Source organism: Lichenifustis flavocetrariae (assembly GCF_026130545.1).
Classification (GTDB): Bacteria; Pseudomonadota; Alphaproteobacteria; order Rhizobiales; family Beijerinckiaceae; genus Lichenihabitans; species Lichenihabitans flavocetrariae.
On sequence record NZ_JAMOIM010000001.1, the window covers coordinates 136,244 to 158,913 of the forward strand.

Genomic DNA, 22,670 nt, shown 5'->3' on the forward strand with positions numbered 1-22,670 from the left:
CAGATGGTCTGGATCCTCATCGCCCTCATGACTGGCGCCGCCGTACTTTGCGTGGTCTGGCCCTTGTCGAAGGCGAGGGGCCGGACCTTCGCGATGACGGGCGATGACCTGCCGTTCTATCGCGATCAATTGCGGGCACTCGATCGCGATGTCGCGGCCGGACTCGTGCCGGCCAGCGAGGCAGAAGGGTCGCGGGCCGAGATCGGACGCCGGCTGATCGCCGCCGCCGACCGGACGGCAACGCCGGCCCACGCCTCTGCCAACCGCATCCGGCTGCTGGCGATCGCCGCAGCGGTAGCCTTGCTCGTGCCCGGTCTCAGCCTCTGGCTCTATTTGCGAGTGGGTGCCCCGCAACTTCCGGATCTCCCGCTCACCGCTCGCCTCGCGGCGCCAAATCCCGACGACCTTGGCGCCGCGATCGCGCGGATCGAGACCCACCTGATTTCGCATCCCACTGATGGAAAGGGCTTCTCGCTTCTCGCACCCATCTATGTGCGCCTCGGACGATACGCCGATGCGGTGCGGGCTTATGAGCGGACGCTCGTTCTACTTGGTGAGACGGCCGAGCGGCGCGCCGCTTATGGCGAGGCCTTGACGCTGCAGGCGGATGGAGTCGTGACGGCCGAAGCACGCGACGCGTTCCAAAAGGCACTGGACGACGACCCTAAGTCCCCGCAACCCCGGTATTTCCTCGGCCTCGCGGCGGAACAGGATGGCGACAAGCCCCGCGCGAAGGCCTTGTGGACCGCATTGGTGGATGAGTCTCCAGAGGACGCCCCATGGCTGCCGGAGGTCCGTGCCCGCTTGGCGGCGCTCGACCAAGCGGCGCCCGTTAAGCCAGCGACGCGCCTGCCTGCGCCGACCGGTGAGGCCGCGGCGTCGATCGCGGCTTTGCCGGCCGGTCAACAGCTTGCCGCGATTCATGGCATGGTGGATGGGCTTGCGGCCCGCTTGCAGCAGAACGGCCAGGACAAGGAGGGCTGGCTCCGCCTCGTGCGCGCCTATACGGTGCTGGGAGAAAAGGATAAGGCTGCGAGTGCGCTCGCCGACGCCCGCCGCAATCTGGCGGCCGATGCTGCCGGCCTGTCTCAACTTGATGGCCTTGCACGCGAACTTGGCCTGGGAGGACAAGGATGACCCGCAAAGGGCGACGCTTGACGTTGATCGGCAGTGCGGTCGGCATTGCCGGCGTCGCGGCTGCGCTCGTGCTGTTCGCTCTGCGCGACAGTATCGTTTTTTTCTACGCGCCCACAGAAGTGATCGGCAAGGCGCTTGGCCCGGGAACGCGGCTGCGGCTCGGCGGACTCGTCGAGCAAGGTTCGGTCAAGCACATCAATGCCTCGACGATCCGGTTCACCGTCACCGACCTGTCCAAGACCGTGGACGTGACTTTCACGGGTCTGCTGCCGGACCTGTTCCGCGAAGGGCAGGGGGTTGTGGCCGAAGGCACGCTCGATGGCCCGACCTCGCTGCGAGCCGATGCGGTGCTGGCAAAGCACGATGAGCGCTATATGCCGCGCGAGGTGGCCGACAAGTTGAAGAAACAAGGGCTTTGGCGTGAAGGCGAACAGGCCTCCGCGCAGCCGGTCGCCGGACGCGCGGCCATGAATGCCGCTCCGGCCCCGTGAGGCGCGCGTGATCACCGAAACCGGCCATTACGCCCTGGTTCTCGCTTTGGCGCTGGCCCTCGTCCAATCGGTGCTGCCCATCTGGGGCACGACCCGGCGTGACCCTTCGCTTGTCGCCACCGCGGTGCCGGTGGCGCTCGGGCAACTGCTCCTCGTGGCTTACGCGTTCGGGGCGCTCGTCTACGACCATGTGGTGTCGGATTTCTCGGTCCTGAACGTGGTCGAGAACTCGCATTCGACGAAGCCGCTGATCTATAAGCTTTCCGGCGTGTGGGGGAACCACGAAGGGTCGATGCTCCTCTGGGTGCTGATCCTGGCGCTCTTCGGCGGTATGGTGGCGGGCTTCGCCCGGAGCATGGCCGATGACCTCCGGGCCAATACCCTGGCCGTGCAGGCCTGGATCTCGTCCGCCTTTCTGTTGTTCATCTTGCTGACCTCGAATCCCTTCACCCGGATGCTACCGCCTCCGATCGAGGGGCAGGATCTCAATCCGATCCTGCAGGACCCCGGCCTCGCGATCCATCCGCCGCTCCTCTACCTCGGCTATGTGGGCTTTTCGATCGTGTTCTCCTTCGCGGCCGCCGCGCTCATCAGCGGACGCATCGACGCCGCCTGGGCCCGCTATGTGCGGCCCTGGGCCCTTCTCGCCTGGATCTTCCTGACCCTTGGCATCGCGATGGGGTCCTATTGGGCCTATTACACGCTCGGCTGGGGCGGCTTCTGGTTCTGGGATCCGGTCGAGAACGCCTCGCTCATGCCCTGGCTGGCCGGCACGGCGCTGCTCCACTGCACAGCCGTGATGGAGAAGCGAGAGACGCTGAAGAGTTGGACGCTGTTCCTGGCGATCCTGACCTTTTCGCTGTCGTTGCTCGGCACCTTCCTGGTGCGCTCGGGTGTGCTGACATCGGTTCACTCCTTTGCCAACGATCCGACCCGGGGCACGTTCATCCTGCTCATCCTGGTGGTGTTCATCGGCGGCTCGCTGGCCCTCTATGCCTGGCGCGCGCCGGTTCTGAAGCAGGGCGGGCTTTTCGCGCCCGTGTCGCGCGAGAGTGCGCTGGTTCTCAACAACCTGCTTCTCACAACCTGCTGCGCCACGGTCCTGACCGGGACGCTCTACCCGCTCGCGCTCGAAGCCGCGACAGGCGACAAGATTTCGGTCGGCGCGCCGTTCTTCAACCTCACATTCGGGCCCTTGATGGTGGCGGTGCTGCTCGTCGTGCCGCTCGGCCAATCGCTCGCCTGGAAGCGAGGCGATCTCCTGGGCGCCGCGCAGCGCTTGACAGCGGCTGTGGCCGTCGGGGCTGTGGCCTGCGCGCTGCTTCTCGCGTTCCGGCACGGCGGTCCCACGCTCGCGCCGCTCGGTGTCGCCCTCGCGGTCTATGTCGTCGTCGGTGCCTTCACGGAGATCGCCCGGCGTAGCGGCCTGCCGGGCGTATCCCTGACGACCGCGCTGTCGCGTCTCGTCGGTCTCCCGCGTTCGGTGTGGGGGACGGCCTTCGCGCATGCGGGGATCGGATTGACGCTGCTCGGTCTTGCAGCGACCGGCTGGGGTGTGGAGCAGATCCGGTCCATCAAGGCCGGGGATGTCGTCGACCTCGGACCCTATCAAGCCGCAGTGATCGGCACCGAAACGCATCCCGGTCCGAATTACACCGAAGCGGCCGTGCGGGTGGATCTTCGCCGGGGCGGCGCGCTCGTGACCACGGTCACGCCTTCGCGGCGCAGCTTCGCGACACGGCAGTCCACCGTGAGCCAAGCCGGCATCGCCACGCTCTGGTTCGGTCAGGTCTACATCAGCCTTGGTGACAGCCATCCGGACGGATCGGTCGATGCCCGGCTGTTCTGGAAGCCGCTCGTCACCTTCATCTGGATCGGCGCGCTGATCATGGGCTTCGGTGGACTGCTGTCGCTTAGTGACCGGCGTCTGCGTATCGGCTTCGCGCGCCGCGCCCTGCGGGCCGCGCCGATGCATCCTCATCCCGCGGAATGAACGGGATGCGCAGGTCGGCCGTGTTTGTGCTGCTTCTGTGGCTCAGTTCCGTGCCGGCGTGGGCCGTCCAGCCAGACGAAGTGCTGGCCGATCCCGCGCTCGAAGCGCGGGCCCGCGCGCTCTCGGTCCAGTTGCGCTGTCTCGTCTGCCAGAACCAGTCGATCGACGATTCCGCCGCTCCCCTGGCGCGCGATCTCAGGCTTCTGGTGCGAGAACGGCTGGAAGCCGGCGATAGTGACGCGCAGGTCAAGACTTATCTCGTCAGTCGTTACGGCAACTTCGTCCTTCTGAAGCCGCCGTTCATCCCCGAAACGCTGCTACTGTGGGTCACTCCACTTTTCGTCCTTGTGGCCGGGGCGGTCGCCATTGTGGCCGGCCGCCGGCTGACCAGGTTACCCGCGCCGACGTCTTCGCTCGAACCATCCGAAGAAGCGAAGCTGGCGGCTCTGATGCGAGACCCGAACGCGGGCTGAAACCTTGCGTGCGATCGTCAAAGGACTGATCGGCCAAGGCGTTGAAATCTGGCGTTCGTTACCAACAATTCACGCCGGGGAAATGGTCACGTAACGCGCCATATCCCATGTTCCTGCCCATGAGATCGGCAACGCGCCGTGGCTCAGACTTTCCAGGAGATGAGGATGTTAATGCCTGATCACAATCAGTCTTCCGACAATTCGCGCTTGTCCGGCCTGCGCCGACGTATGCCCGTCCGAACCGCGCTGCTCGGCGCCGTGGCGGTTGCGGCCGTGGGTGGAGGGCTCGCCCAGTCGACGCTCTTCGGTAACGACCAGGCCTATGCGCAGCAGATCAAGCCCCAGGCGACCCCTGACCAGATCGCACCTGGTTCGTTCGCCGACGTGGTCGACCGCGTGAGCCCGGCCGTCGTTTCGGTCAAGGTGAAGATCACCGAAGACGCGAGTGACGACGACAACAGCCAGCCGGCCATGCCGAACATTCCCAAAGGTGACCCGCTGGAGCGCTTCTTCCGGCAGTTCGGCCAAGGCAACATGCCGCATGCCAAGCCGCGCACCGGCCAAGCCCAAGGGTCCGGCTTCTTCATCTCGGCTGATGGCTATATCGTTACCAACAATCACGTCGTCGAACACGCGACCGACGTCAATGTGACGATGCAGGATGGCCAGACGCTCCCGGCGACCGTGATCGGCACCGACAAGAAAACAGATCTCGCCTTGCTGAAGGTCAAGTCCACCGACAACAAGACATTCGCCTATGTGCCATGGACGGATCATACACCGCGGGTCGGTGACTGGGTGATCGCGGTCGGCAATCCCTTCGGGCTCGGCGGCACGGTGACGGCCGGCATCGTTTCGGCTCGCGGCCGCGACATCGGCGCTGGCCCCTATGACGATTTCCTGCAGATCGACGCCCCGGTGAACCGTGGCAATTCCGGCGGTCCGACCTTCAACACGGCCGGACAAGTGGTCGGGGTCAATACCGCCATCTTCTCGCCCTCCGGCGGTAGCGTCGGCATCGGCTTTGCGATTCCGGCAGAGGTTGCCAAGGATGTCGTCGCGTCGCTCAAGGAGCATGGGTCGGTGGCCCGCGGGTGGATCGGCGTGCAGATTCAGCCGGTGACCTCGGACATCGCGGACTCCCTTGGCCTGAAGGGCACCAAGGGGGCCCTGGTGGCCGAGCCGCAGAAGGGCTCTCCGGCCGCTGACGCGGGCGTCAAGTCGGGTGACGTGATCACCTCGGTCAACGGCGACACGATCGATGGACCACGTGAACTGGCCCGCAAGATCGCCAGCATGGGACCGGACAAGAAGGTCGATCTGACGATCTGGCGCGACGGCGGCGAAAAGACGCTGTCGATGACACTCGGCACCCTGCCGACCGATAAGGAAGCCAAGGCCGAAACGACCTCGCCGTCCGATAGCGATCGGTCGCAGCTCACTTCCTTCGGTATGACACTCGCTCCGGCCTCGAGCATCGCGGGCGCCGGCAAACAAGGCGTCGTCATTTCGGACATCGATCCCGACGGCACAGCGGCCCAGAAGGGCCTTAGCACCGGGGACGTGATCCTGGATGTCGGCGGGAAGAGCGTTACTCGCCCCTCCGAGGTCAAGCAGGCCTTGGAAGACGCCAAGAAAGACGGTCACCGCGCGGTGCTGCTGCGCGTGAAGACGGGGGACAACACCCGCTTCGTCGCGCTCGCGGTGTCTTCCGCCGGCTAAGGCCGACATAGGGAGGCGGCTTCCAGGCCGCCTCCTGTCCATCTTCGGATTGCGGATTCCATCTGCCCTTTTCCTCCCGTGAGTCTTATCATGTCCTCCATGCGAATCCTCATCGTCGAGGACGATCGAGAAGCATCGTCCTATCTTGCCAAAGCGCTGGGCGAAGCGGGTCACGTGGTTGACGTGGCTTCGGACGGAATGGCGGGCCATGAACTCGCGCAGGAAAGCACTCACGATGTGCTGATCGTCGACCGGATGCTGCCCCGGCTCGATGGGCTGTCGCTGATCGCACGGCTTCGCGGCGAGAAGAACGAGACGCCTGTCCTGATTCTGTCGGCCCTCGGTCAGGTCGATGATCGTGTGACCGGTTTGCGGGCAGGTGGGGATGACTATCTCACCAAGCCCTATGCGTTTTCCGAACTCCTCGCCCGAGTCGAGTCGCTTGGCCGCCGCAAGGTGACTGATCCGGCCGAAAGCACCATATATCGGGTTGGCCCGCTTGAACTCAATCGGCTTTCACACAAGCTCACGCGGAACGGCAAGGAAATCGTCCTCCAGCCGCGCGAGTTCCGGCTGCTCGAATATCTCATGAAACACGCCGGTCAGGTGGTGACCCGGACGATGCTGCTCGAGAACGTCTGGGACTATCATTTCGACCCGCAGACCAACGTGATCGATGTCCACATCTCCCGATTGCGTGCCAAGATCGACAAGGGCTCGGATGCGCCGATGCTGCAGACCGTACGCGGATCGGGCTACATGATCCGCGACGGCGCCCGCTGAACGAGGACGCGTTGCGGGTTTAGGCGTCGCCGACGGATCGCTCGAAAGACCAGCGCCGGTGCCGGCCCGTTTGGAGGAAGCATTGGCGTCCTTGCCCGATTTCACCCCTGCTGCCGGCCATCTCGATCGGCCGAGGACGTGGTGGCAGAGGTCGGTCGTTCGCCTGGCCGCCTTGTTCCAACGCCTTCGTCATCGGGTGCGTCGCGGCATCGTGGCGCTCCGGGCGACCCAAAGGGAGTTGCGGCGAAGCCCGGAGCGCAACGCACTCTCGCTCTCCAAGGTCTTCCGCACCACCGCGTTCAAATTGTCGGTCGCTTATCTGGTGATCTTCGCCATCGGTTCGGCTTTCGTGCTCGGCGGCGTGGCCTGGAACGTCAATGGCCTTCTGAACGAGCAGATCACACAGACCATCCAGGCAGAAATCACGGGCCTGGCCGAACAATATGAGGTGGGTGGCATCCGGCAACTCGTCGAGGCGATCGACCGGCGGACCCGGCTGCCTGGCTCATCTCTCTATCTTGTCACCAATTACGCGGGCGAACCCATCACCGGCAATGTCGGCACCCTGCCGGCCGGCGTCATCGAACGCACCGGGCTTCTCGTCGAAACGCCCTACGGCAAGCCGAACGAGACGAAGATGACCCATCTCGCCGTGGCTCGCATCTTCCAGCTGCCCGGAGGGTTTCGGCTTCTCGTCGGACGCGATCTCGAAGAGCGTGAAAACCTGCGCACCGTGATGACCCACGCTCTGGTCATCTCGCTCCTTTGGCTCGTGGCGATCGGTCTTGTCGGCGGCCTGTTCGTGGCTCGTCGGGTGCTGCGTCGTGTCGACGCCATGAACGCGACGGCCCGCACCATCATGGCCACGGGCGACATGACGCGTCGGCTCCCCATCGCCGGAACCGGCGACGAGCTCGATCGTCTCGCCGCCAACCTCAACGCGCTGATCGCCCGCATCGGCACCCTTATGGCAGGCATGAAGGAAGTGTCGGACAACATTGCCCACGACCTGCGCACGCCCCTCACAAGGTTGCGCAATGGCGCCGAGGAGGCTCTGCGCCACGAGGGCGACAGCGAGGACTATCGCGCGGCGTTGAACAAGGTCATCGCCGAGTCGGACGGCCTGATCGGGATCTTCAACGCCTTGCTGATGATCGCGCGAGCCGAGGCCGGTTCCGGGCGCGAGGGCATGACGGCTTTCGATGCCGGCGAGGTGGCGCGCGATGTCGCGGAACTCTACGAGCCTGTGGCGGAAGACCAGGAAATCGCCTTCGCGGTGGAGGCTGCTGATGGCCTTCATGTCCGCGGCAGCCGCGAGCTCCTCAGCCAAGCTTTGGCCAATCTCGTCGACAACGCCTTGAAATACGGCCTGCCGGAGAGCCATTCCGGCCCGGGGGAGCAGGAGAGAGGCAGCATCGCGGTCACGGCGCGGCGCGAGGGTCGGGACGTCACGATCAGCGTCGCGGACCATGGGCCAGGGATTGCCGAAATCGACCGCGCGCGTGTCTTCGACCGTTTCGTCAGGCTGGAGGGGGCGCGCTCCCGGCCGGGATCGGGCCTGGGCTTGTCGTTGGCAGCCGCCATCGCGCGCCTCCATGGCGGCACGCTCGAGATCGGTGACAATGCGCCAGGCTTGCGGATTACACTTCGTCTCCCGGCGGTGGACAATGGCATCCTGGCTCTGCCGGGCCTGGCGCAGGGCAAAGGAGAGGAAGGACGGCCTTGAGACCCGAGGTGGCCTCTGGACACGATGGCCGGCTCTGCGATCTGCTCCGCACAGCGCCCGTGGTGTCCGATGGGGCAGTGGCCGACGATCGCCTGACGGTGTTGGGTCAGTCACTTCCGGAGAGCTCGTCTCTGAAAGGCCTGCTCGATCAAAGCCGTGCTGCCGCCCTGCTGCGGGCCGTGGCGGATCATTCGCCATTCCTTTGGCGACTGATCGACGCCAATCCTGAGAGATGCGCCAGGTTGCTCCAAACAGCACCCGAAACGGCCCTGGATGGCTGTCTCTCAACCCTGCACGAGCAACTGAGTGTCACGGCGATCGATGTCGCCGGGGCCATGCGAGCACTGCGGCTGGCGCGGCAAGAGGTGGCGCTTCTGGTGGCCCTGGCCGATCTCGGTGGTGTCTGGAGCCTCGACCAAGTCACGCAGGCGCTGACCCGTTTCGCCGACCAGGCCGTGGCCGGCGCCTTGATGATTCTGATCCGCGAAGCGTGCCGGAGTGGCAAGCTCCGTCCCGACGCCAGTCCCGACACCTGCGGCCTCGTTGTCCTGGCGCTCGGCAAGGGAGGTGCCTTCGAACTCAATTATTCGAGCGATATCGATCTGGTTGTCCTGTTCGACCCGCGTGCCACCGCTCTCGCCGACTCAACAATCGCGGGCCCATTCTACGTGCGTCTGACGCAGAGCCTGGCGCGCCTGCTGCAGGAGCGGACACAGGATGGCTTCGTGCTGCGCGTCGATCTGCGCTTGCGTCCTGATCCGGCATCGACCGCCGTGGCCGTCTCTTTACCTTCCGCCTTCTCGTACTACGAGACGCTTGGGCAAAACTGGGAGCGCGCCGCCTTCATCAAGGCAAGGCCGGTGGCAGGCGACAAGGCCCTTGGTGCGCGCTTTCTCGCCGATCTCGCCCCCTTCATGTGGCGCAAATATTTCGACTTCGGGGCCATCGCCGACATTCACGCGATGAAGCGGCAGATCCACGCGGTGCGCGGGCAGGGGACCATCGCGATCGCCGACCACAACATCAAGCTTGGCCGTGGCGGGATTCGCGAGATCGAGTTCTTCGTTCAGACGCAGCAGCTCATTTTTGGGGGGCGGCGTCCGGCGCTCCGGGGTAGCCAGACTTGCGCCATGCTTCGTGCGCTTGCCGCCGATGGCTGGATTGATCAAGTGGCCGTGGAGGACCTCTCCGCCGCTTATCGTTTTCTGCGGACGGTTGAACATCGCCTGCAAATGGTGGACGACCAACAGACCCAGCGCCTTCCGGCCGCAGGGAAGCCTCTCGCCCATTTTGCGCGATTTAGCGGCTTCGACGATGCGCTCGCTTTTTCCGAGGCCCTGTTGGAGCATCTTCGAAAAGTCGAGCATCATTATGCGCGATTGTTCGAACATGCTCCGGCGCTTGATGCCGCTGCGGGAAGCTTGGTTTTCACCGGCACGGAGCATGATCCCGAAACGCTCGAAACCTTGAGCACCATGGGGTTTGATCGCCCCGGCGACGCGGTCGAGTTGATCCGAGGATGGCATTTCGGGCGTCGTGCGGCGGTGCAGAGTGCCCGTGCCCGTGAGGTCTTGACCGAACTCGTGCCGGTCCTGCTCGCGGCCTTTGCCGCCGCCGGCGATCCGGATGCCGCCCTTGCGGCCTTCGACACGATGCTGGGCCGGATGTCCTCCGCCGTGGAACTCCTGTCCCTGTTACGCTCCAACGAAACGTTGCGCCTCCTCTTCGCCGATATTCTCGGTGCTGCGCCACGACTTGCCGCAACGGTTGCGCAGCGGCCGCATGTTCTCGACGCGGCGATCGATCCGGCACTCCTGACCGAAGGCACTGAGGCGAAAGAAGCGCGGATCGACGCCATGCTGGCCGCAGCGAGCAGCACCGAAGAGTGTCTCGACCGGATGCGGGATCTCGCACAGGAAGAGTGGTTTCTCATCGGCATTCGGGCGCTCAGCGGTGCGCAGGACCCGACTGCGCTGGGCGAGGCCTACACGTTTTTGGCCGACATCCTGATCCGGGCTGCCCTCGCCCGGTGTCTCGCCGACATGCGGCGCGACCATGGGGTCCTTCAAGACGGGGCCTGCGTGGTTCTCGGAATGGGACGGTTGGGCTCCCGAGAGTTGACCGCGACCTCCGACCTTGACCTCATCCTCGTCTATCGCGCGAATCCCGGGCATCCGACGAGCGACGGTCCCCGCCCTCTCGATGCGGTTCGATACTACACGCGCCTGACCCAACGCTTGATCGCAAGCCTTACGGCTCCGACCCGGAGAGGTCGTCTCTACGACGTCGATCTCCGGCTGAGACCCTCCGGCGGGCAGGGGCCGCTGGCGACGAAACTCAGCGCCTTCCTGACCTATCAGATCACGGAGGCCCAGACTTGGGAGCATATGGCACTGACCCGCAACCGGGTGATTGGCGGCGACGCGACGCTTGCCGCCGAACTTAACGCGGCCATCATGGACGTGCTCTGTCTGCCGCGATCGCCGCTCACGTTACGCGACGATATCGTGGCCATGCGAAGCCTCGTCGCCGAACAGAAGAGTCCTTCGGGCCTCTGGGACATGAAGCTGGCGCCCGGCGGGCTGCTCGACATCGAGTTCCTGGCACAGTTCATCCTGCTGCGCTCCGCGAACCTGCACCCATCGCTGTGCCAGCGGAATCCGGCGACGATCCTCCGTCTCGCGGGCAAACTCGGTGTGATTGACGCGGAGACCGCCCTGATCCTCGTTGAGGCCTATGAGCTTCAGACCACTCTCACGCAATTTATTCGCTTGACGACCGGTGAACTCGGTTCAGGGCTCCACGGCGTCAAATCCGAGTTGTTCTGCCGCGCTGCGAACCAGCCCGACCTGCCTCATCTTGAAAGCCTGTTGCAAGACACACGGAATGGCGTCCGCCGTTTGTTTCGAACTCTATTGACGGACGAGGCGGATATGGCCGCCGTACCTTGATTCGGGTCTCCTCGTTGAGGCAATGTGTCACATACGACTTACGAGATGCATCGCGACCCACCCGATCAGGGCCCACCAGGGAATCGTGAGAGCGAGCCCCAGGACCACCAAGCCCACGTAGAGAATCGTCATAAAACGGTTGACCATGGCTCTGCTTCGGCTTGTGTCTTGCCGGAGTGTGCCGAAATCGGACACAGGCGGCGTCATACTGGTGACACCGCAAGCGTCATGCCCTGGTCCGCCTGCCGTCTTGTTGCGCATCATGTGGAGAAAACGGCACAGGGTGCGGCAGGATGCACAGAACATGAACGAGCACTTGTGCTCCCATGCAAAAAAAGCGAACCTGTCATGCGAATGATAAAAAGGGGAGATACGGGGGATATGACGACCATCGCGTCCATCTGGCTAATCGGATTGGCCGTCATGACCTTCTTGGTAGCCATTGCACCCGAGATGGACTTCGGAGACTGACTTCGCGCGAAGGCTGCGGCGATTGGTGTCTCTGGGGGCAATAAAGGAGATATCACGGGGCTATTGTCATCCCCCGTTTGGATGATAAGTCGCGCGCTGCATTTATATGCCATAAGATCCACGATCACCCCTTCGTGGAGCATGGCGTGGGCGGGTTGATCTGTAGGCCGGTGCGACCTCGCACGTATCTGGTAAGACTTTGGACTGTCTTCTGCATTGTCATTTCGCCTGAGTCGCTGACACTCGCCTCTGCGCGGTCCGGGCCAGGTGTGACGGCCGAGGCCGGCATGGTGGTCAGCGCCCAACATCTCGCGAGCGACGCCGGCCTCGAAGTTCTCAGATCCGGCGGGAACGCTGTCGATGCCGCTGTCGCGGTCGGTTACGCGCTCGCGGTTGTGTACCCTGCAGCCGGAAACCTCGGCGGCGGCGGTTTCATGACGATCCGCTTCGCCGATGGGCGGGCGACGTTCCTCGACTTCCGGGAAAAGGCGCCGATCGCCGCGACCCGCACCATGTTTCTGGACCCGGATGGACATGTCATCCCTGGCCTATCGACCGATTCGTGGTTGGCTGTCGGGGTGCCAGGCACGGTGGCGGGGCTCGAGGCAGCGTCTCAGCGCTATGGCCGTCTTGGCCGCCACACGGTGCTGGCGCCAGCCGAACGTCTCGCCCGAGACGGGTTTGTTCTCACGGATGGCGATGCCGTCTTGTTCGCGGCGGAAACGCCCGGTCTCGCCAAGGATCCCGGTGCGCGTGCGATCTTCACGCGGGACGGGCAGGCCCTGAAGGCCGGGGATCGACTTGTCCAGCCGCAATTGGCCCGCTCGCTCGAACGGATCGACAGCGATGGGGCGGCAAGTTTCGTCCAGGGTCCCCTGGCGCAGGCGGTTGCTGCGGCCAGTCAGCTCGGCCATGGCCTGATCACGCTTGATGATTTCGCCCATTATCGGGTGCGTGAGATGACCCCGATCTCATGCATGTATCGCGCCTACCAGGTGATTTCGGCACCGCCACCAAGTTCCGGCGGCGTCACGCTCTGCGAGATCCTCAACATCCTCGAAGGTTATGATCTCAAGGCGATGGGTTTTCACAGCGCCGCGGAGTCGCATGTCCTGATCGAGGCGATGCGCCGCGCCTATCGCGACCGCAATCAGGAACTTGGCGATCCGGACTTCGTGGTCAATCCGCTGTCGCATCTGCTCGACAAGTCCTATGCGGCAGCGCTTCGCGCCACCATCCTGCCCGACGCCGCTACACCATCCGCGTCTCTACCCTTCGCTCCTGCCTCGACTGAGGGGCAGCAGACCACGCAGTTTTCGGTGGTGGATGCCGCCGGCAATGCGGTCTCGGTCACCTACACGCTCAACGGTTGGTTCGGAGCCCATCGGGTCGCGGGCGACACCGGCATTCTGATGAACAACGAGATGGACGACTTCACGGCCAAGCCCGGCACCGCAAATATGTTCGGCCTCGTTCAGGGCACCGCGAATGCGATCGCGCCGGGTAAGACGCCGCTGAGTTCGATGAGCCCGACCATCGTGGCTCGCGACGGGCATCTCGCCATGGTGACGGGAAGCCCCGGCGGATCGCGCATCATCACGATCACGGCCGAGGTGATCATCAATGTCGTCGATCACGGCATGACGCTCGAGGCGGCAGTGGATGCGCCGCGCCTGCATCACCAGTTTTTGCCGGACCGCGTCGACCTGGAGCCGGAAGCGCTTACCCCGGACGTCCGCAACAAGCTCGCGGGCAGCGGTTATACGTTCAGGGATGTTACGCCTTGGGGACATGCGGAGAGCATTTTGGTCGGCGGCGAAACGCTCAGTGCGGCTGAAGGCGCGAGCAGTCTTGGTGGTGGCCTTGTCCTGTTCGGCGTCAATGACCCTCGCGCGCCTGCGGGTTCGGCGGCCGGCGAATGAGCGCGTCGATCACACCCCCCGTGGGTTTGGAACGCCTGCCGACGCTGCCGATCTTCTTCAAGCTCGCGGGGCGGCGCGTCGTCATCGCGGGAGGCACCGAGCCTGCCGTGTGGAAAGCTGAAGTGCTTGCCGCAGCGGGCGCGTTGGTCGATGTCGTGGCGGAGCAGCCGTGCGACGGGCTCGAAGCGCTCGCAGAGGAACTCGGTCCCAAAAGCCTGCGCCTGATCCGCCGAAGCTGGCAGGCGGCAGATCTCGAAGGGGCCGCCCTGGCGATTGGGGCGATCGAGGAGGAGGGCGAGGCCGAGCGGTTCCGTCAGGCGGCGGGTGCCAAGGGTGTGCCGGTCAACATCATCGACAAACCAGCTTACTGCGAGTTCCAGTTCGGGACGATCATTGCGCGCTCGCCGGTCGTGATCGCCATCACGACCGATGGGGCCGCACCCGTCTTCGGTCAGGCATTACGGGCCCGTATCGAAGCCATTCTGCCTTCGGGATTACGCGCTTGGGCACAAGCCGCCAAGGACTGGCGACCGCTGGTGGCGGAACGCAATTGGGATTTTCGCCGCCGCCGCCGGTTCTGGGAAGTCTTCACGGATCGTGTCTTTCAGTCGGAAGACCGGGCGCCGACAGCCGCCGACCTAACCGCATGTTTCGCAGAAACCGACGATGATCGAGACCAGTTGGAAGGTAGGATCACGCTTGTAGGCGCCGGGCCAGGCGATGTCGGATCGCTTACCTTCGCGGCAACCCGCGCGCTTCAGAGCGCCGATCTCGTCATCTATGACGCGGATGTGCCCAGTGAAACGGTCAATCTGACTCGCCGGGAGGCGCGAAAGATCGCCGTCCCCGAGAGTGAAACGGAGGCCGCCGCGTTTCTCCTCGATGAGGTCCAAAAAGGTAGGCGCATCGTGTGGCTCGGGACGGGCGACCCGGACAATTGCGCGCATTGGGACCGTCGAGCCGCGGAACTGGAGCGTAATGAGGCGCCCTGTAGCCGACTCTCTGGCCTCGGCCGATGTCCCCGTTGTAGCGGCCGGTGCCGGATGTGACCGATCCATCCGGCAATGGCCGCCGAGCGGTCAGGCGGGGGCCTTGACGGCCTGGAGAAGACCGTGGCTGGCATGTCCCCCTTTTCGCCCTGCTTGGGCTGCCAAGCCGTGATCTTGCGAAAAACTCCGCTTTTCCGGATTGACGCTCTTGCCACCTTTGCGTCCTGCCTGAGAGGCCAAGGTCGGATTCTGTGAAAAGCTACGCTTCTCGTTCGGAACACTTTCCCCGCCCTTGCGTGCGATGGCGCGCCGCTTTTCAATATCCATGGACGCAAAACCGCGGCCGGAGGTTTGCACTGTCTTTCGAGCTTCGGTCATCGCAGGTTCTCACTCCTAAGCTCCCCCCCGGCAATTGAACGCCGTGCTTCGGGACGGGTTCCGGGCCCTGAGCTTCGATGACGGAGCTTGAAGGTCGCCTTCGGCGAACCAACGATGAGACAGCCGGGCCTTTGCCGAGAGCGGGCGCCGCAGAGATGAGGATCGGATGACGAACGACGCGACACTGGACCTGACGCTCGATCTCCTGCGGCGCCTTGTCGCCTTCGATACGGAGAGTTCGAAATCCAACTTGCCTTTGATCGAGGCGGTTGCCGACCATTGCCGGGCTCATGGGGTGCCGATCGAGATCGCGCCGAATCAGGACGGCACGAAGGCTGCGCTTTTCGCCACGATCGGGCCTCAGGTGGATGGCGGAATCGTGCTGTCCGGCCATACAGATTGTGTTCCCGTCACGGGCCAGCCGTGGTCGAGCGATCCCTTCACGATGCGGGAAGCCGATGGTCGCCTCTACGGCCGGGGCACGTGCGACATGAAGGGATTTGATGCGATCGCCCTCGCCATGATCCCGGAGTTCAAGGCGGCGGCTTTGACGCGACCCATCCACATCCTCCTGAGCTATGACGAGGAGGTGAACTGCCTCGGCCCGATGGACCTGATTGCCCGTTTCGGCGTTTCGCTGCCGAAGCCCGGGGCCGTGATCGTCGGCGAACCCACGCTCATGCAGGTGGCCGACAGCCATAAGAGCGTCTGCACCTACAGGACCACCGTCCACGGTGTCGAGGCGCATTCGGCCAAGCCGGCCCTCGGCGCAAGTGCGGTGGCGGCCGCCTGCGACCTCGTTGTGGCCTTGGGTCGCATCGGTACGGCCTTCGAAGCGGACCCCGACAGATCGGGGCGATTCGATCCCGCCTACTCGACCGTTCACGTCGGCATGATCGAAGGCGGCACCGCCCGCAACATTCTTGCCCGCCAGTGTAGTTTCTCATGGGAGTACAGAGGGCTACCAGAGGCGCCGCTGGACGCCGCCTATCGCGCGCTTCAGCTCTACGCCGCAACCGAAGCGCTCCCGCGCCTCAACCGGTATACCGACAAAGGAACGATCGAGACCGAAATCGAAGTGGAAGTTCCTGGGCTGCGTGCCGAACCAGGCTCGGTGGCCGAGAGCCTCGCGCTGCGCCTCACGAGGTCCAACGGAACGGTGGCGGTGCCCTTCGCCACAGAGGCAGGGCGGTTTCAGGCGGCCGGTGTGCCGACCGTCGTCTGCGGTCCCGGCAGCATCGATCAGGCGCATCAAGCCGACGAATACATTGCGATCAGTGAACTCGAAAACGGGATCGCGTTCATGCGCCGCCTTGCCGACGCGTGCCGTTGATCGGCCCCTGGCACCGGGTGGTCAAACCTCGCCTCCCTCCTAGTTTCCTTTTGGAGCGATACGAAAAGGAGGACAAGCGATGGAAACGTTTGCGGTGCGGCACGGTGCATGGATCGTCATCGGTGACGGCAAGAAGGCGCTGGTGCTGCACAATGAAGGCGACGCCGAGCTGCTCAACCTGCGCCGAGTCTCGGTGCGCGAATCGGACAATCCGGCCACACGGGATCAAGGCTCGGATCAGCCCGGACGGGCGTCGGCATCTGTCGGTACCGCTGGGAGCGCGATGGAACAGACCGATTGGCACCAGATCGAGGCGGATCGTTTTGCGGCGGCACTCGCTGAGGACATCAACACAGCGGCGCGTGAGCAACTGTTCAAGGAGTTGATCGTGGTGGCGCCTCCCAAGACGCTGGCAGAGTTGCGGCGGGAGTTCGGCAAGGACACCCAGAAGCGGATCGTCGGCGAGCTCGCCAAGGACTACACCCATCACACCATCCCCGAAATCGAGTCGCTGCTGCTCACGCATCGGCCTCATTGAGGCATCAACCCACCGGCGCGTCACGACCGGAAGCGCGTCGGATTGGTCAAGTCATCCCGCCGGCTACACGGAGAACCCAAATGGCCAATCCTGGACAGGCACCTGGCGCTGACGCGGAGGAACCGATCGAGAGCAGGCGTGCGACGCTGAAGCACGCGGACCCGTCCGAACCGGTAATGCCGGACGGAGAAGAGATGCCTTCTCCCGGTCTGTCGAATTTTGGCGAGCTTGCGCCGGAGGCCGCACGTGCGTCTCCGTTGGATGACATCGCCGAAGCCGAGCGCGAACAGGCACCGCGGGACTAGTCCCGCAGTGGCCATCGGAACGCGTCAGGACAGCAATGCTTCGCTCACGATGGCGGCCAACCGACCTCGAAGAGGCCGGCGCGCAACTCCTGGTGCCCTCACATCACTCATTGCCTATGTGGGGGCACACTCCCCTCGCAGAGTTTCATCACGTTGCATCCGCGCGTTGTGGCCCGGCATGCCCCAGCCCTGCAGGCTGATCCATGTCCGCCGATCAAGGTGGAAATTGTCGCAGGCCACCAACCCGCGCCCGGCCCGCCCAGCCCGCATGCCCGACCCTGCATAGGTGAAGCCGCAGCGTTCGAGCACACCCCGTCCGCTTCGGTCGCTGGCCGCCGGTGATGCTGTGAATCCTGGCCCAACCCCGATCAAAAAGGCCGTATGCACCACCGCCTGCACGGCTTCGGTCATCAGCCCTTCGCCACGACGACGGGGAACAAGATCATAGTCGAGTTCAAACATCCCTCTGGAGGTTGGAGAGGGGGTCATATGCACCATGCCAACGACATCGCGTGTCGCTTTGGCTTCGAGCATGAAGTGAAGGCCGTCACCTCTTTGATTGTCGGTCTGCCAGGCCGCAATCCCGGCGCTGCCGAACATCCGCGTGCCAGCCCTCTCGGCCAGGGGCGGATTGATGCTGAGGTCCCCGGCGGTTCGGTTTTGCGGCGTGTCGAATGCGTCTTTCATCATCGGCCAGCGCAGCCAAAGCCGCCGTGTCTCGAGGCGAAACACCTCGTCGCGGACGATCTCGGGAAACATGGTCAGCTCCCAGTCCAGCGGGCCCGCCATTGCGGCACCCGGAACGAACGAAGGGGGAGATGGCATCCATCTCCCCCTTCGGCTGCCTGCGCAGCGGCTTGGACTTGAGCTTATCGAGGCTTATGCCTCAGCTTGGCCTTCTCGAAACGAAGACCCGTCCACCGGAGATTTGGATGCCGGTGGGGGCCCTTCGCTTCAACTCCCACCTATTCTGCTGCTTGGGCCGGAACGATCGCTACATAGGCGCGACCATTTGCTTTGGTTTGAAATTGGACTTTGCCGTCCGAGAGGGCGAACAAGGTATGATCCTTGCCGCAGCCGACATTGGCGCCGGGGTGCCATTTGGTCCCGCGTTGGCGCACGATAATGTTGCCGGCAATGGCGGCTTCGCCGCCGAACATTTTGACGCCAAGACGGCGACCGTCGGAGTCGCGCCCGTTGCGGGATGAACCGCCTGCTTTCTTATGAGCCATGATTTGCTCCGTAACCGTTGTGGGCGAGCGCCGATCGACGCATCAGCTCCGTTGAAATCCGTATGCCATGAAACGGGCCCGATGCGAACCCGTTCCCTTCGTGATCGAGCCGGTTAGGCCGCGCCCACCTCGGTGGGCATCTCGTCGGCCGCGGGCGCGCTCTTGCGCGACGGCGTCTGGCCACCCGTGAGGATCTCGGTGATCCGCACGATGGTCAGGTCCTGCCGATGGCCGCGCTTGCGGCGCGAGTTCTGCCGGCGGCGCTTCTTGAAGGCGATCACCTTCGGGCCACGCTTCTGAGCCACGATCTCGGCGGCCACGCTGGCGCCTTCGACCATCGGCGCTCCGAACGCGGTTGTCTCACCGTCGAAGAAGCTCAGCACCTCGCCAAACGTCAGCACCTCTCCGGCCTCGCCGGGCAGGCTCATCACGGTAATCTCGTCATTGGCGGCGACACGGTATTGTTTGCCGCCGGTCTTGATAACTGCGAACATCGTCTTCCTCGTGTTCCATCCGGCTGTTCGACGCGGGTTGCATCGCAGCCAGCTTCTTGGCAGTGGACCAGGTTTTTGCCCCGTGCGATGAGACGCCTGCATTCAGGCGAGCCGAAGCTGAGCTTGACGCTCGTCGGGGCAGAGGCTGCTTACGGCAGGGCGCGGCGAATTGTCAAGGTGCGGAGCGTGTTCGATTCAATAGCGCATGCCGCCTATGGGGGACTAGGATGACGGCTGTTTCCGCGTTTCCGATTACGCCGGCCAGTCCCGATGGCACCGTCGATCTCGTGGCCCTGCGTCGTCTCGTTGCGACGCTGGTCACCGCGAAGGTCGATTCGATCGGCCTCCTCGGCAGCACCGGCTCCTATCCCTATCTTGCGCGGACGGAACGCCAGCGGGCCCTCGACGTGGCTTTGGACGAAGCGGGCGGTGCCGTGCCCGTTCTGGTCGGGGTCGGCGCGCTTCGCACCGACGAAGCCGTACGGCTTGCGCAGGATGCCCGCGCGGCGGGCGCCGCCGCCGGGCTGCTGGCGCCGGTCTCCTATACGCCTTTGACCGACGACGAAGTGTTCGAGCATTTCGCGACGGTGGCGCGGGAAAGTGGGCTGCCGCTCTGCATCTACGACAATCCGGGAACGACACACTTCACGTTCAGCCCCGAACTCATCGGGCGCCTGAGCCAACTCGACGGCATCGTCGCCGTGAAATGCCCCGCGCCGGCTCCTGAATCCGTTGCAGGCCACGTCCGCAACCTGCGCGGCATCGTCCGAGATGCATTTTCGCTGGGCTATAGTGGCGACTGGAATGCGGTCGAGGCGCTGCTGGCAGGGGGAGAGGTCTGGTACAGCGTGGTGGCAGGCCTGTTTCCTGCGACCGCCATGACGCTCGTCGACGCCGTTCGGCAGGGCGATGCCGACGAAGCGCGGCGCCTTAATACGCGACTTGCGCCGTTGTGGACCCTGTTCAAGAGCTTTTCCAGCCTGCGGGTGATGTATGCGGCTGCCGATCTGATGGGGTTGTGCCGCGCCGAGCCTCCACGGCCAATTCTCCCTCTCTCGATCGAAGCGAAGCGGCAGGTGGCTGAGACGCTCAGAGAGCTGGATTTGATCTGACCTCTCCGCGCAATCCGACCGAGGCGGCGCAAAGCTGCCCCCGGGCGCCAGCCCCGGGGCAGCAGACCTACGCTGGGATGATCAGTCGGATCAGGACCGCGTCGTGGTCTTCACGTCGACGCTCGCCTTGATGGCGTTGGAATAGGGGCAGATGCCGTGGGTGGTCTCGGCCAGCTTCTCGGCTTCGTCCTTCGCCATGCCGGGGAGGTAGACGTCGAGGTCGGCCGTGATGCCGAAACCGCCTTCGGAACGCGGACCGATCCCGATGGTGGCCGTCACCGTCGACCCATCCGGCACCTTGGTCTTGAGCTGCTGGGCCGCCACCCGCATGGCGCCGAGATAGCAGGCCGAATAGCCGAGCGCGAAGAGTTTCTCGGGGTTCGCACCATCGCCGCCGGGTCCGCCCAATTCCTTTGGCACGGTGAGTTGCAACGCCATCGTGCCGTCTTCGAGGCCCGTCTTGCCGTCGCGACCGCCGCCGCTCGCGGTCGCTTTCGTCTTGTACTTCGCGTCTACAGACATGGATGCACTCCTTCGGGTTGTTGGTCGCCCTTCGGCTTCGCGAGCAGAAGGCGCGGATAGCGCGTTCATCCTGGTCGGACGAACAGGTTTACGGCGCCTCGGACGAGACGTCGGTTCGGTGGCCGTCGAGGGCTCCCATCAAAGTGGAGCGCAGGCGCAGAAGGTCATCCCTCAAGGCCGCAAGTTCGTGCTCCGGTCGTCCCATGGAACAGGCCAGTGTCTTGGGCAGGTGCCGCGCCCGTTCGCGCAGCCGATCGCCCTCAGGCGTGAGGCAGATGCGCAACTCCCGCTCGTCGACCGGGTTGCGGCGACGCACGATTAGGCCGGCATGTTCCAACCGCTTCAGCAAAGGCGTCAGCGTGCCGGAGTCGAGAAACAGGCGCATGCCAATTGTTTTCACCGTGAGGTCGTCTCCCTCCCAGAGGACAAGCATCACGAGGTATTGTGAATAGGTGAGGTTGAGCGCCTCGAGCAACGGCGCATAGGTGCGGCCGAGCGCATGGGTCACCGAATAGAGCGCGAAGCACAATTGGCTTTCCAAGCGCTGCAAGGGAGCAGCCTCATCGGTTGGCGTCAGCTTCTGTTCACGGATCATGCAAGACAGATAGCGCGCAATTAGATTGCTCGCAATATATTATTTTTCAGCTGAAGGATCGCTGTTTGGTCAACCTCTGCTGACGTGCAATCCTGTCAGGCGTGTCAAACCGAAAGCATCGACGGTCGCGCCGATCGCCATGCACCCGATGAGCAGGAAGGCCACCCGGAACTGCCCCGGCGTCGCGACCGGGGAGCCCGACGGCAGCAGGATCTGGCCGACGCGCAGCGCCAGCACCCCGATCACCACGCCAAGACCAAGCGAAATCTGCTGCACGGTGTTGAACAACGTATTGGCGTTGCTCATGCCCGCATCCGGAACCTCGGCGAACGCGATGGTGTTGATCGCCGTCAACTGCATCGACCGGGCCACCCCGCTGACGAAGAGGATCGCGATCGTAACAGGGAGCGGCGTCCCGAACGTGATGATGGCGCAGGCCGCGATGGTGCCTGCCGCCAACAGGCCATTGCAGATCAGCACGGTTCGAAAGCCCCAGCGCCGCAGGATGCGGCTTGTCAGCGGCTTGATGACCAGATTGCCGATGAACAAGGGCAGCAACAGCAACCCGGACGTGAACGCGTCGTAGCCGAATCCGACCTGGAACAGGAGCGGCAGAAGAAACGGCACCGTGCTGATGACGATCCGAAACAGCGAGCCTCCGACGACGCTGGCCGAGAAGCTGCGCACCCGCAGCACCGAGAAATTGAGAAGCGGATTGGTGCGTTGGCGCATGGTGCGCACCGCAAGGACACCTGACACGATGCCACCCGCGAAACAGCCGGCCGTCAGCCACCAATCGACCTGGGCCGATCCCAGCAGTTCGACGCCAGTCATTAGACCCAGGCACGCGAGGCCGGTCAGGACAAAACCCGCCCAGTCGAGAGGCGGCGCGGTCTCCTGCCTTCCGGTCGGCAGGTGCCACACGGCCAACACCAAGCCGATGATCCCGAATGGGATGTTGATCAGAAACACCCAGCGCCAGCTGAGATAGGTGGTGGCGAAGCCGCCGAGCGGCGGCGCGATGATGGGCGCGGCCAGCGCCGGCCAGGTCAGGGTCGCGATGGCGCGCATCAGATCCTTCTTGGCCGTGGCGCGCAGCACCGCCAGCCGGCCGACCGGAACCATCATGGCGCCCGCCGCACCCTGCAAGATCCTGGCGCCCACGAAGAACGTGAGGTCGTTGCTGACCGCGCAAAGCAGCGAGGCCGCCGTGAAGCTCGCCAGGGCGGCCGAGAAGACGAGCCGAATGCCGAACCGCTCAGCCACCCAGCCGCTCAGGGGCAACAGCACCGCGACCGTCAGCAGATAGGCCGACATCCCGACGCCGAGATCCACGGGCCGTACGTGAAACGTCACGGCCATCTGGGGAATCGCGGTCGCGATGACGGTACCGTCGAGAAATTCCATGAAGAAGGCGCCTGCGACCAGCAAGGCGAGGATGTTCGGGCTGCGGACGGAAGACATGGGAGCGGTCTGCTGCATGACGGATGCGTCGCTTGAACA

The 22,670-nt window shown here is 64.2% G+C and carries 21 protein-coding genes; 14 read left to right on the plus strand and 7 right to left on the minus strand.

Annotation, left to right across the window (positions count from 1 at the left end; genetic code table 11):
* Positions 1–3: 3 nt before the first annotated feature.
* The 10 genes from ccmI (at position 4) to M8523_RS00685 (ending at position 14,718) form a co-directional block, all read left to right on the plus strand.
* On the plus strand, positions 4–1,137 hold the full coding sequence (gene ccmI, locus M8523_RS00640) for a c-type cytochrome biogenesis protein CcmI (protein ID WP_282582888.1): 1,134 nt from the start codon (positions 4–6) through the stop codon (positions 1,135–1,137).
* Positions 1,134–1,628, plus strand: coding sequence for a cytochrome c maturation protein CcmE (gene ccmE / locus M8523_RS00645; RefSeq protein WP_282582889.1), 495 nt, complete (start codon positions 1,134–1,136; stop codon positions 1,626–1,628). Before ccmI ends, ccmE begins: the two co-directional genes overlap by 4 nt.
* Positions 1,629–1,635: 7 nt before the next feature.
* Positions 1,636–3,621, plus strand: coding sequence for a heme lyase CcmF/NrfE family subunit (locus M8523_RS00650; RefSeq protein WP_282582890.1), 1,986 nt, complete (start codon positions 1,636–1,638; stop codon positions 3,619–3,621).
* Between the two features lie 5 nt (positions 3,622–3,626).
* A complete protein-coding gene (locus M8523_RS00655) occupies positions 3,627–4,094 on the plus strand; it encodes a cytochrome c-type biogenesis protein (RefSeq protein WP_282582891.1) in 468 nt (155 codons plus the stop codon).
* 171 nt (positions 4,095–4,265) lie between these two features.
* Positions 4,266–5,816, plus strand: a complete 1,551-nt coding sequence (locus M8523_RS00660; RefSeq protein ID WP_282582892.1) for a Do family serine endopeptidase — start codon at positions 4,266–4,268, stop codon at positions 5,814–5,816.
* Between the two features lie 99 nt (positions 5,817–5,915).
* Positions 5,916–6,599 (plus strand): response regulator transcription factor, encoded by a 684-nt coding sequence (locus M8523_RS00665; RefSeq protein WP_282583401.1) that lies wholly within the window; start codon positions 5,916–5,918, stop codon positions 6,597–6,599.
* 82 nt (positions 6,600–6,681) lie between these two features.
* Entirely contained in the window at positions 6,682–8,325 is a 1,644-nt protein-coding gene (locus tag M8523_RS00670) for a sensor histidine kinase (RefSeq protein WP_345894207.1), read from the plus strand.
* On the plus strand, positions 8,322–11,276 hold the full coding sequence (locus M8523_RS00675; protein ID WP_282582893.1) for a bifunctional [glutamine synthetase] adenylyltransferase/[glutamine synthetase]-adenylyl-L-tyrosine phosphorylase: 2,955 nt from the start codon (positions 8,322–8,324) through the stop codon (positions 11,274–11,276). Before M8523_RS00670 ends, M8523_RS00675 begins: the two co-directional genes overlap by 4 nt.
* Positions 11,277–12,034: 758 nt before the next feature.
* Complete coding sequence (ggt, locus tag M8523_RS00680) at positions 12,035–13,669, plus strand: gamma-glutamyltransferase (RefSeq protein WP_282582894.1); 1,635 nt, start codon at positions 12,035–12,037, stop codon at positions 13,667–13,669.
* Complete coding sequence (locus M8523_RS00685; protein WP_282582895.1) at positions 13,666–14,718, plus strand: siroheme synthase domain-containing protein; 1,053 nt, start codon at positions 13,666–13,668, stop codon at positions 14,716–14,718. The genes ggt and M8523_RS00685 overlap by 4 nt, the downstream gene beginning before the upstream one ends.
* Positions 14,719–14,748: 30 nt before the next feature.
* Here the strand turns inward: M8523_RS00685 and M8523_RS00690 are convergent, their stop codons facing one another.
* Entirely contained in the window at positions 14,749–15,036 is a 288-nt protein-coding gene (locus M8523_RS00690; RefSeq protein ID WP_282582896.1) for a con-10 family general stress protein, read from the minus strand.
* A gap of 166 nt (positions 15,037–15,202) precedes the next feature.
* Between M8523_RS00690 and argE the strand changes: the two genes are divergently transcribed.
* From argE to M8523_RS00705, 3 genes are all read left to right on the plus strand, one after another.
* Positions 15,203–16,369 (plus strand): acetylornithine deacetylase, encoded by a 1,167-nt coding sequence (gene argE / locus M8523_RS00695; protein ID WP_282582897.1) that lies wholly within the window; start codon positions 15,203–15,205, stop codon positions 16,367–16,369.
* A 79-nt stretch (positions 16,370–16,448) separates the two neighbouring features.
* On the plus strand, positions 16,449–16,907 hold the full coding sequence (locus M8523_RS00700; protein WP_282582898.1) for a host attachment family protein: 459 nt from the start codon (positions 16,449–16,451) through the stop codon (positions 16,905–16,907).
* Positions 16,908–16,987: 80 nt separating this feature from the next.
* Positions 16,988–17,212 (plus strand): hypothetical protein, encoded by a 225-nt coding sequence (locus M8523_RS00705; protein WP_282582899.1) that lies wholly within the window; start codon positions 16,988–16,990, stop codon positions 17,210–17,212.
* Positions 17,213–17,326: 114 nt separating this feature from the next.
* Here the strand turns inward: M8523_RS00705 and M8523_RS00710 are convergent, their stop codons facing one another.
* The 3 genes from M8523_RS00710 to rplU all read right to left on the minus strand — a co-directional run bounded on the left by M8523_RS00710 (position 17,327) and on the right by rplU (position 18,938).
* Positions 17,327–18,037: a GNAT family N-acetyltransferase gene (locus M8523_RS00710; protein WP_282582900.1), complete on the minus strand. Its 711-nt coding sequence runs from the start codon at positions 18,035–18,037 to the stop codon at positions 17,327–17,329.
* Positions 18,038–18,177: 140 nt separating this feature from the next.
* Positions 18,178–18,444, minus strand: coding sequence for a 50S ribosomal protein L27 (rpmA, locus tag M8523_RS00715; protein WP_282582901.1), 267 nt, complete (start codon positions 18,442–18,444; stop codon positions 18,178–18,180).
* A 113-nt stretch (positions 18,445–18,557) separates the two neighbouring features.
* A complete protein-coding gene (rplU, locus tag M8523_RS00720; RefSeq protein WP_282582902.1) occupies positions 18,558–18,938 on the minus strand; it encodes a 50S ribosomal protein L21 in 381 nt (126 codons plus the stop codon).
* A gap of 227 nt (positions 18,939–19,165) precedes the next feature.
* Here rplU and M8523_RS00725 point away from each other — a divergent pair, with 227 nt between their 5' ends.
* Positions 19,166–20,050 (plus strand): dihydrodipicolinate synthase family protein, encoded by an 885-nt coding sequence (locus M8523_RS00725; protein WP_282582903.1) that lies wholly within the window; start codon positions 19,166–19,168, stop codon positions 20,048–20,050.
* 90 nt (positions 20,051–20,140) lie between these two features.
* On the opposite strand, the gene M8523_RS00730 is transcribed toward M8523_RS00725, so the two are convergent.
* From M8523_RS00730 to M8523_RS00740, 3 genes are all read right to left on the minus strand, one after another.
* Positions 20,141–20,572, minus strand: coding sequence for an organic hydroperoxide resistance protein (locus tag M8523_RS00730; protein ID WP_282582904.1), 432 nt, complete (start codon positions 20,570–20,572; stop codon positions 20,141–20,143).
* Between the two features lie 88 nt (positions 20,573–20,660).
* A complete protein-coding gene (locus M8523_RS00735) occupies positions 20,661–21,167 on the minus strand; it encodes a MarR family winged helix-turn-helix transcriptional regulator (RefSeq protein WP_282582905.1) in 507 nt (168 codons plus the stop codon).
* Positions 21,168–21,236: 69 nt separating this feature from the next.
* A complete protein-coding gene (locus M8523_RS00740) occupies positions 21,237–22,649 on the minus strand; it encodes an MFS transporter (RefSeq protein ID WP_282582906.1) in 1,413 nt (470 codons plus the stop codon).
* Positions 22,650–22,670 lie beyond the last annotated feature (21 nt).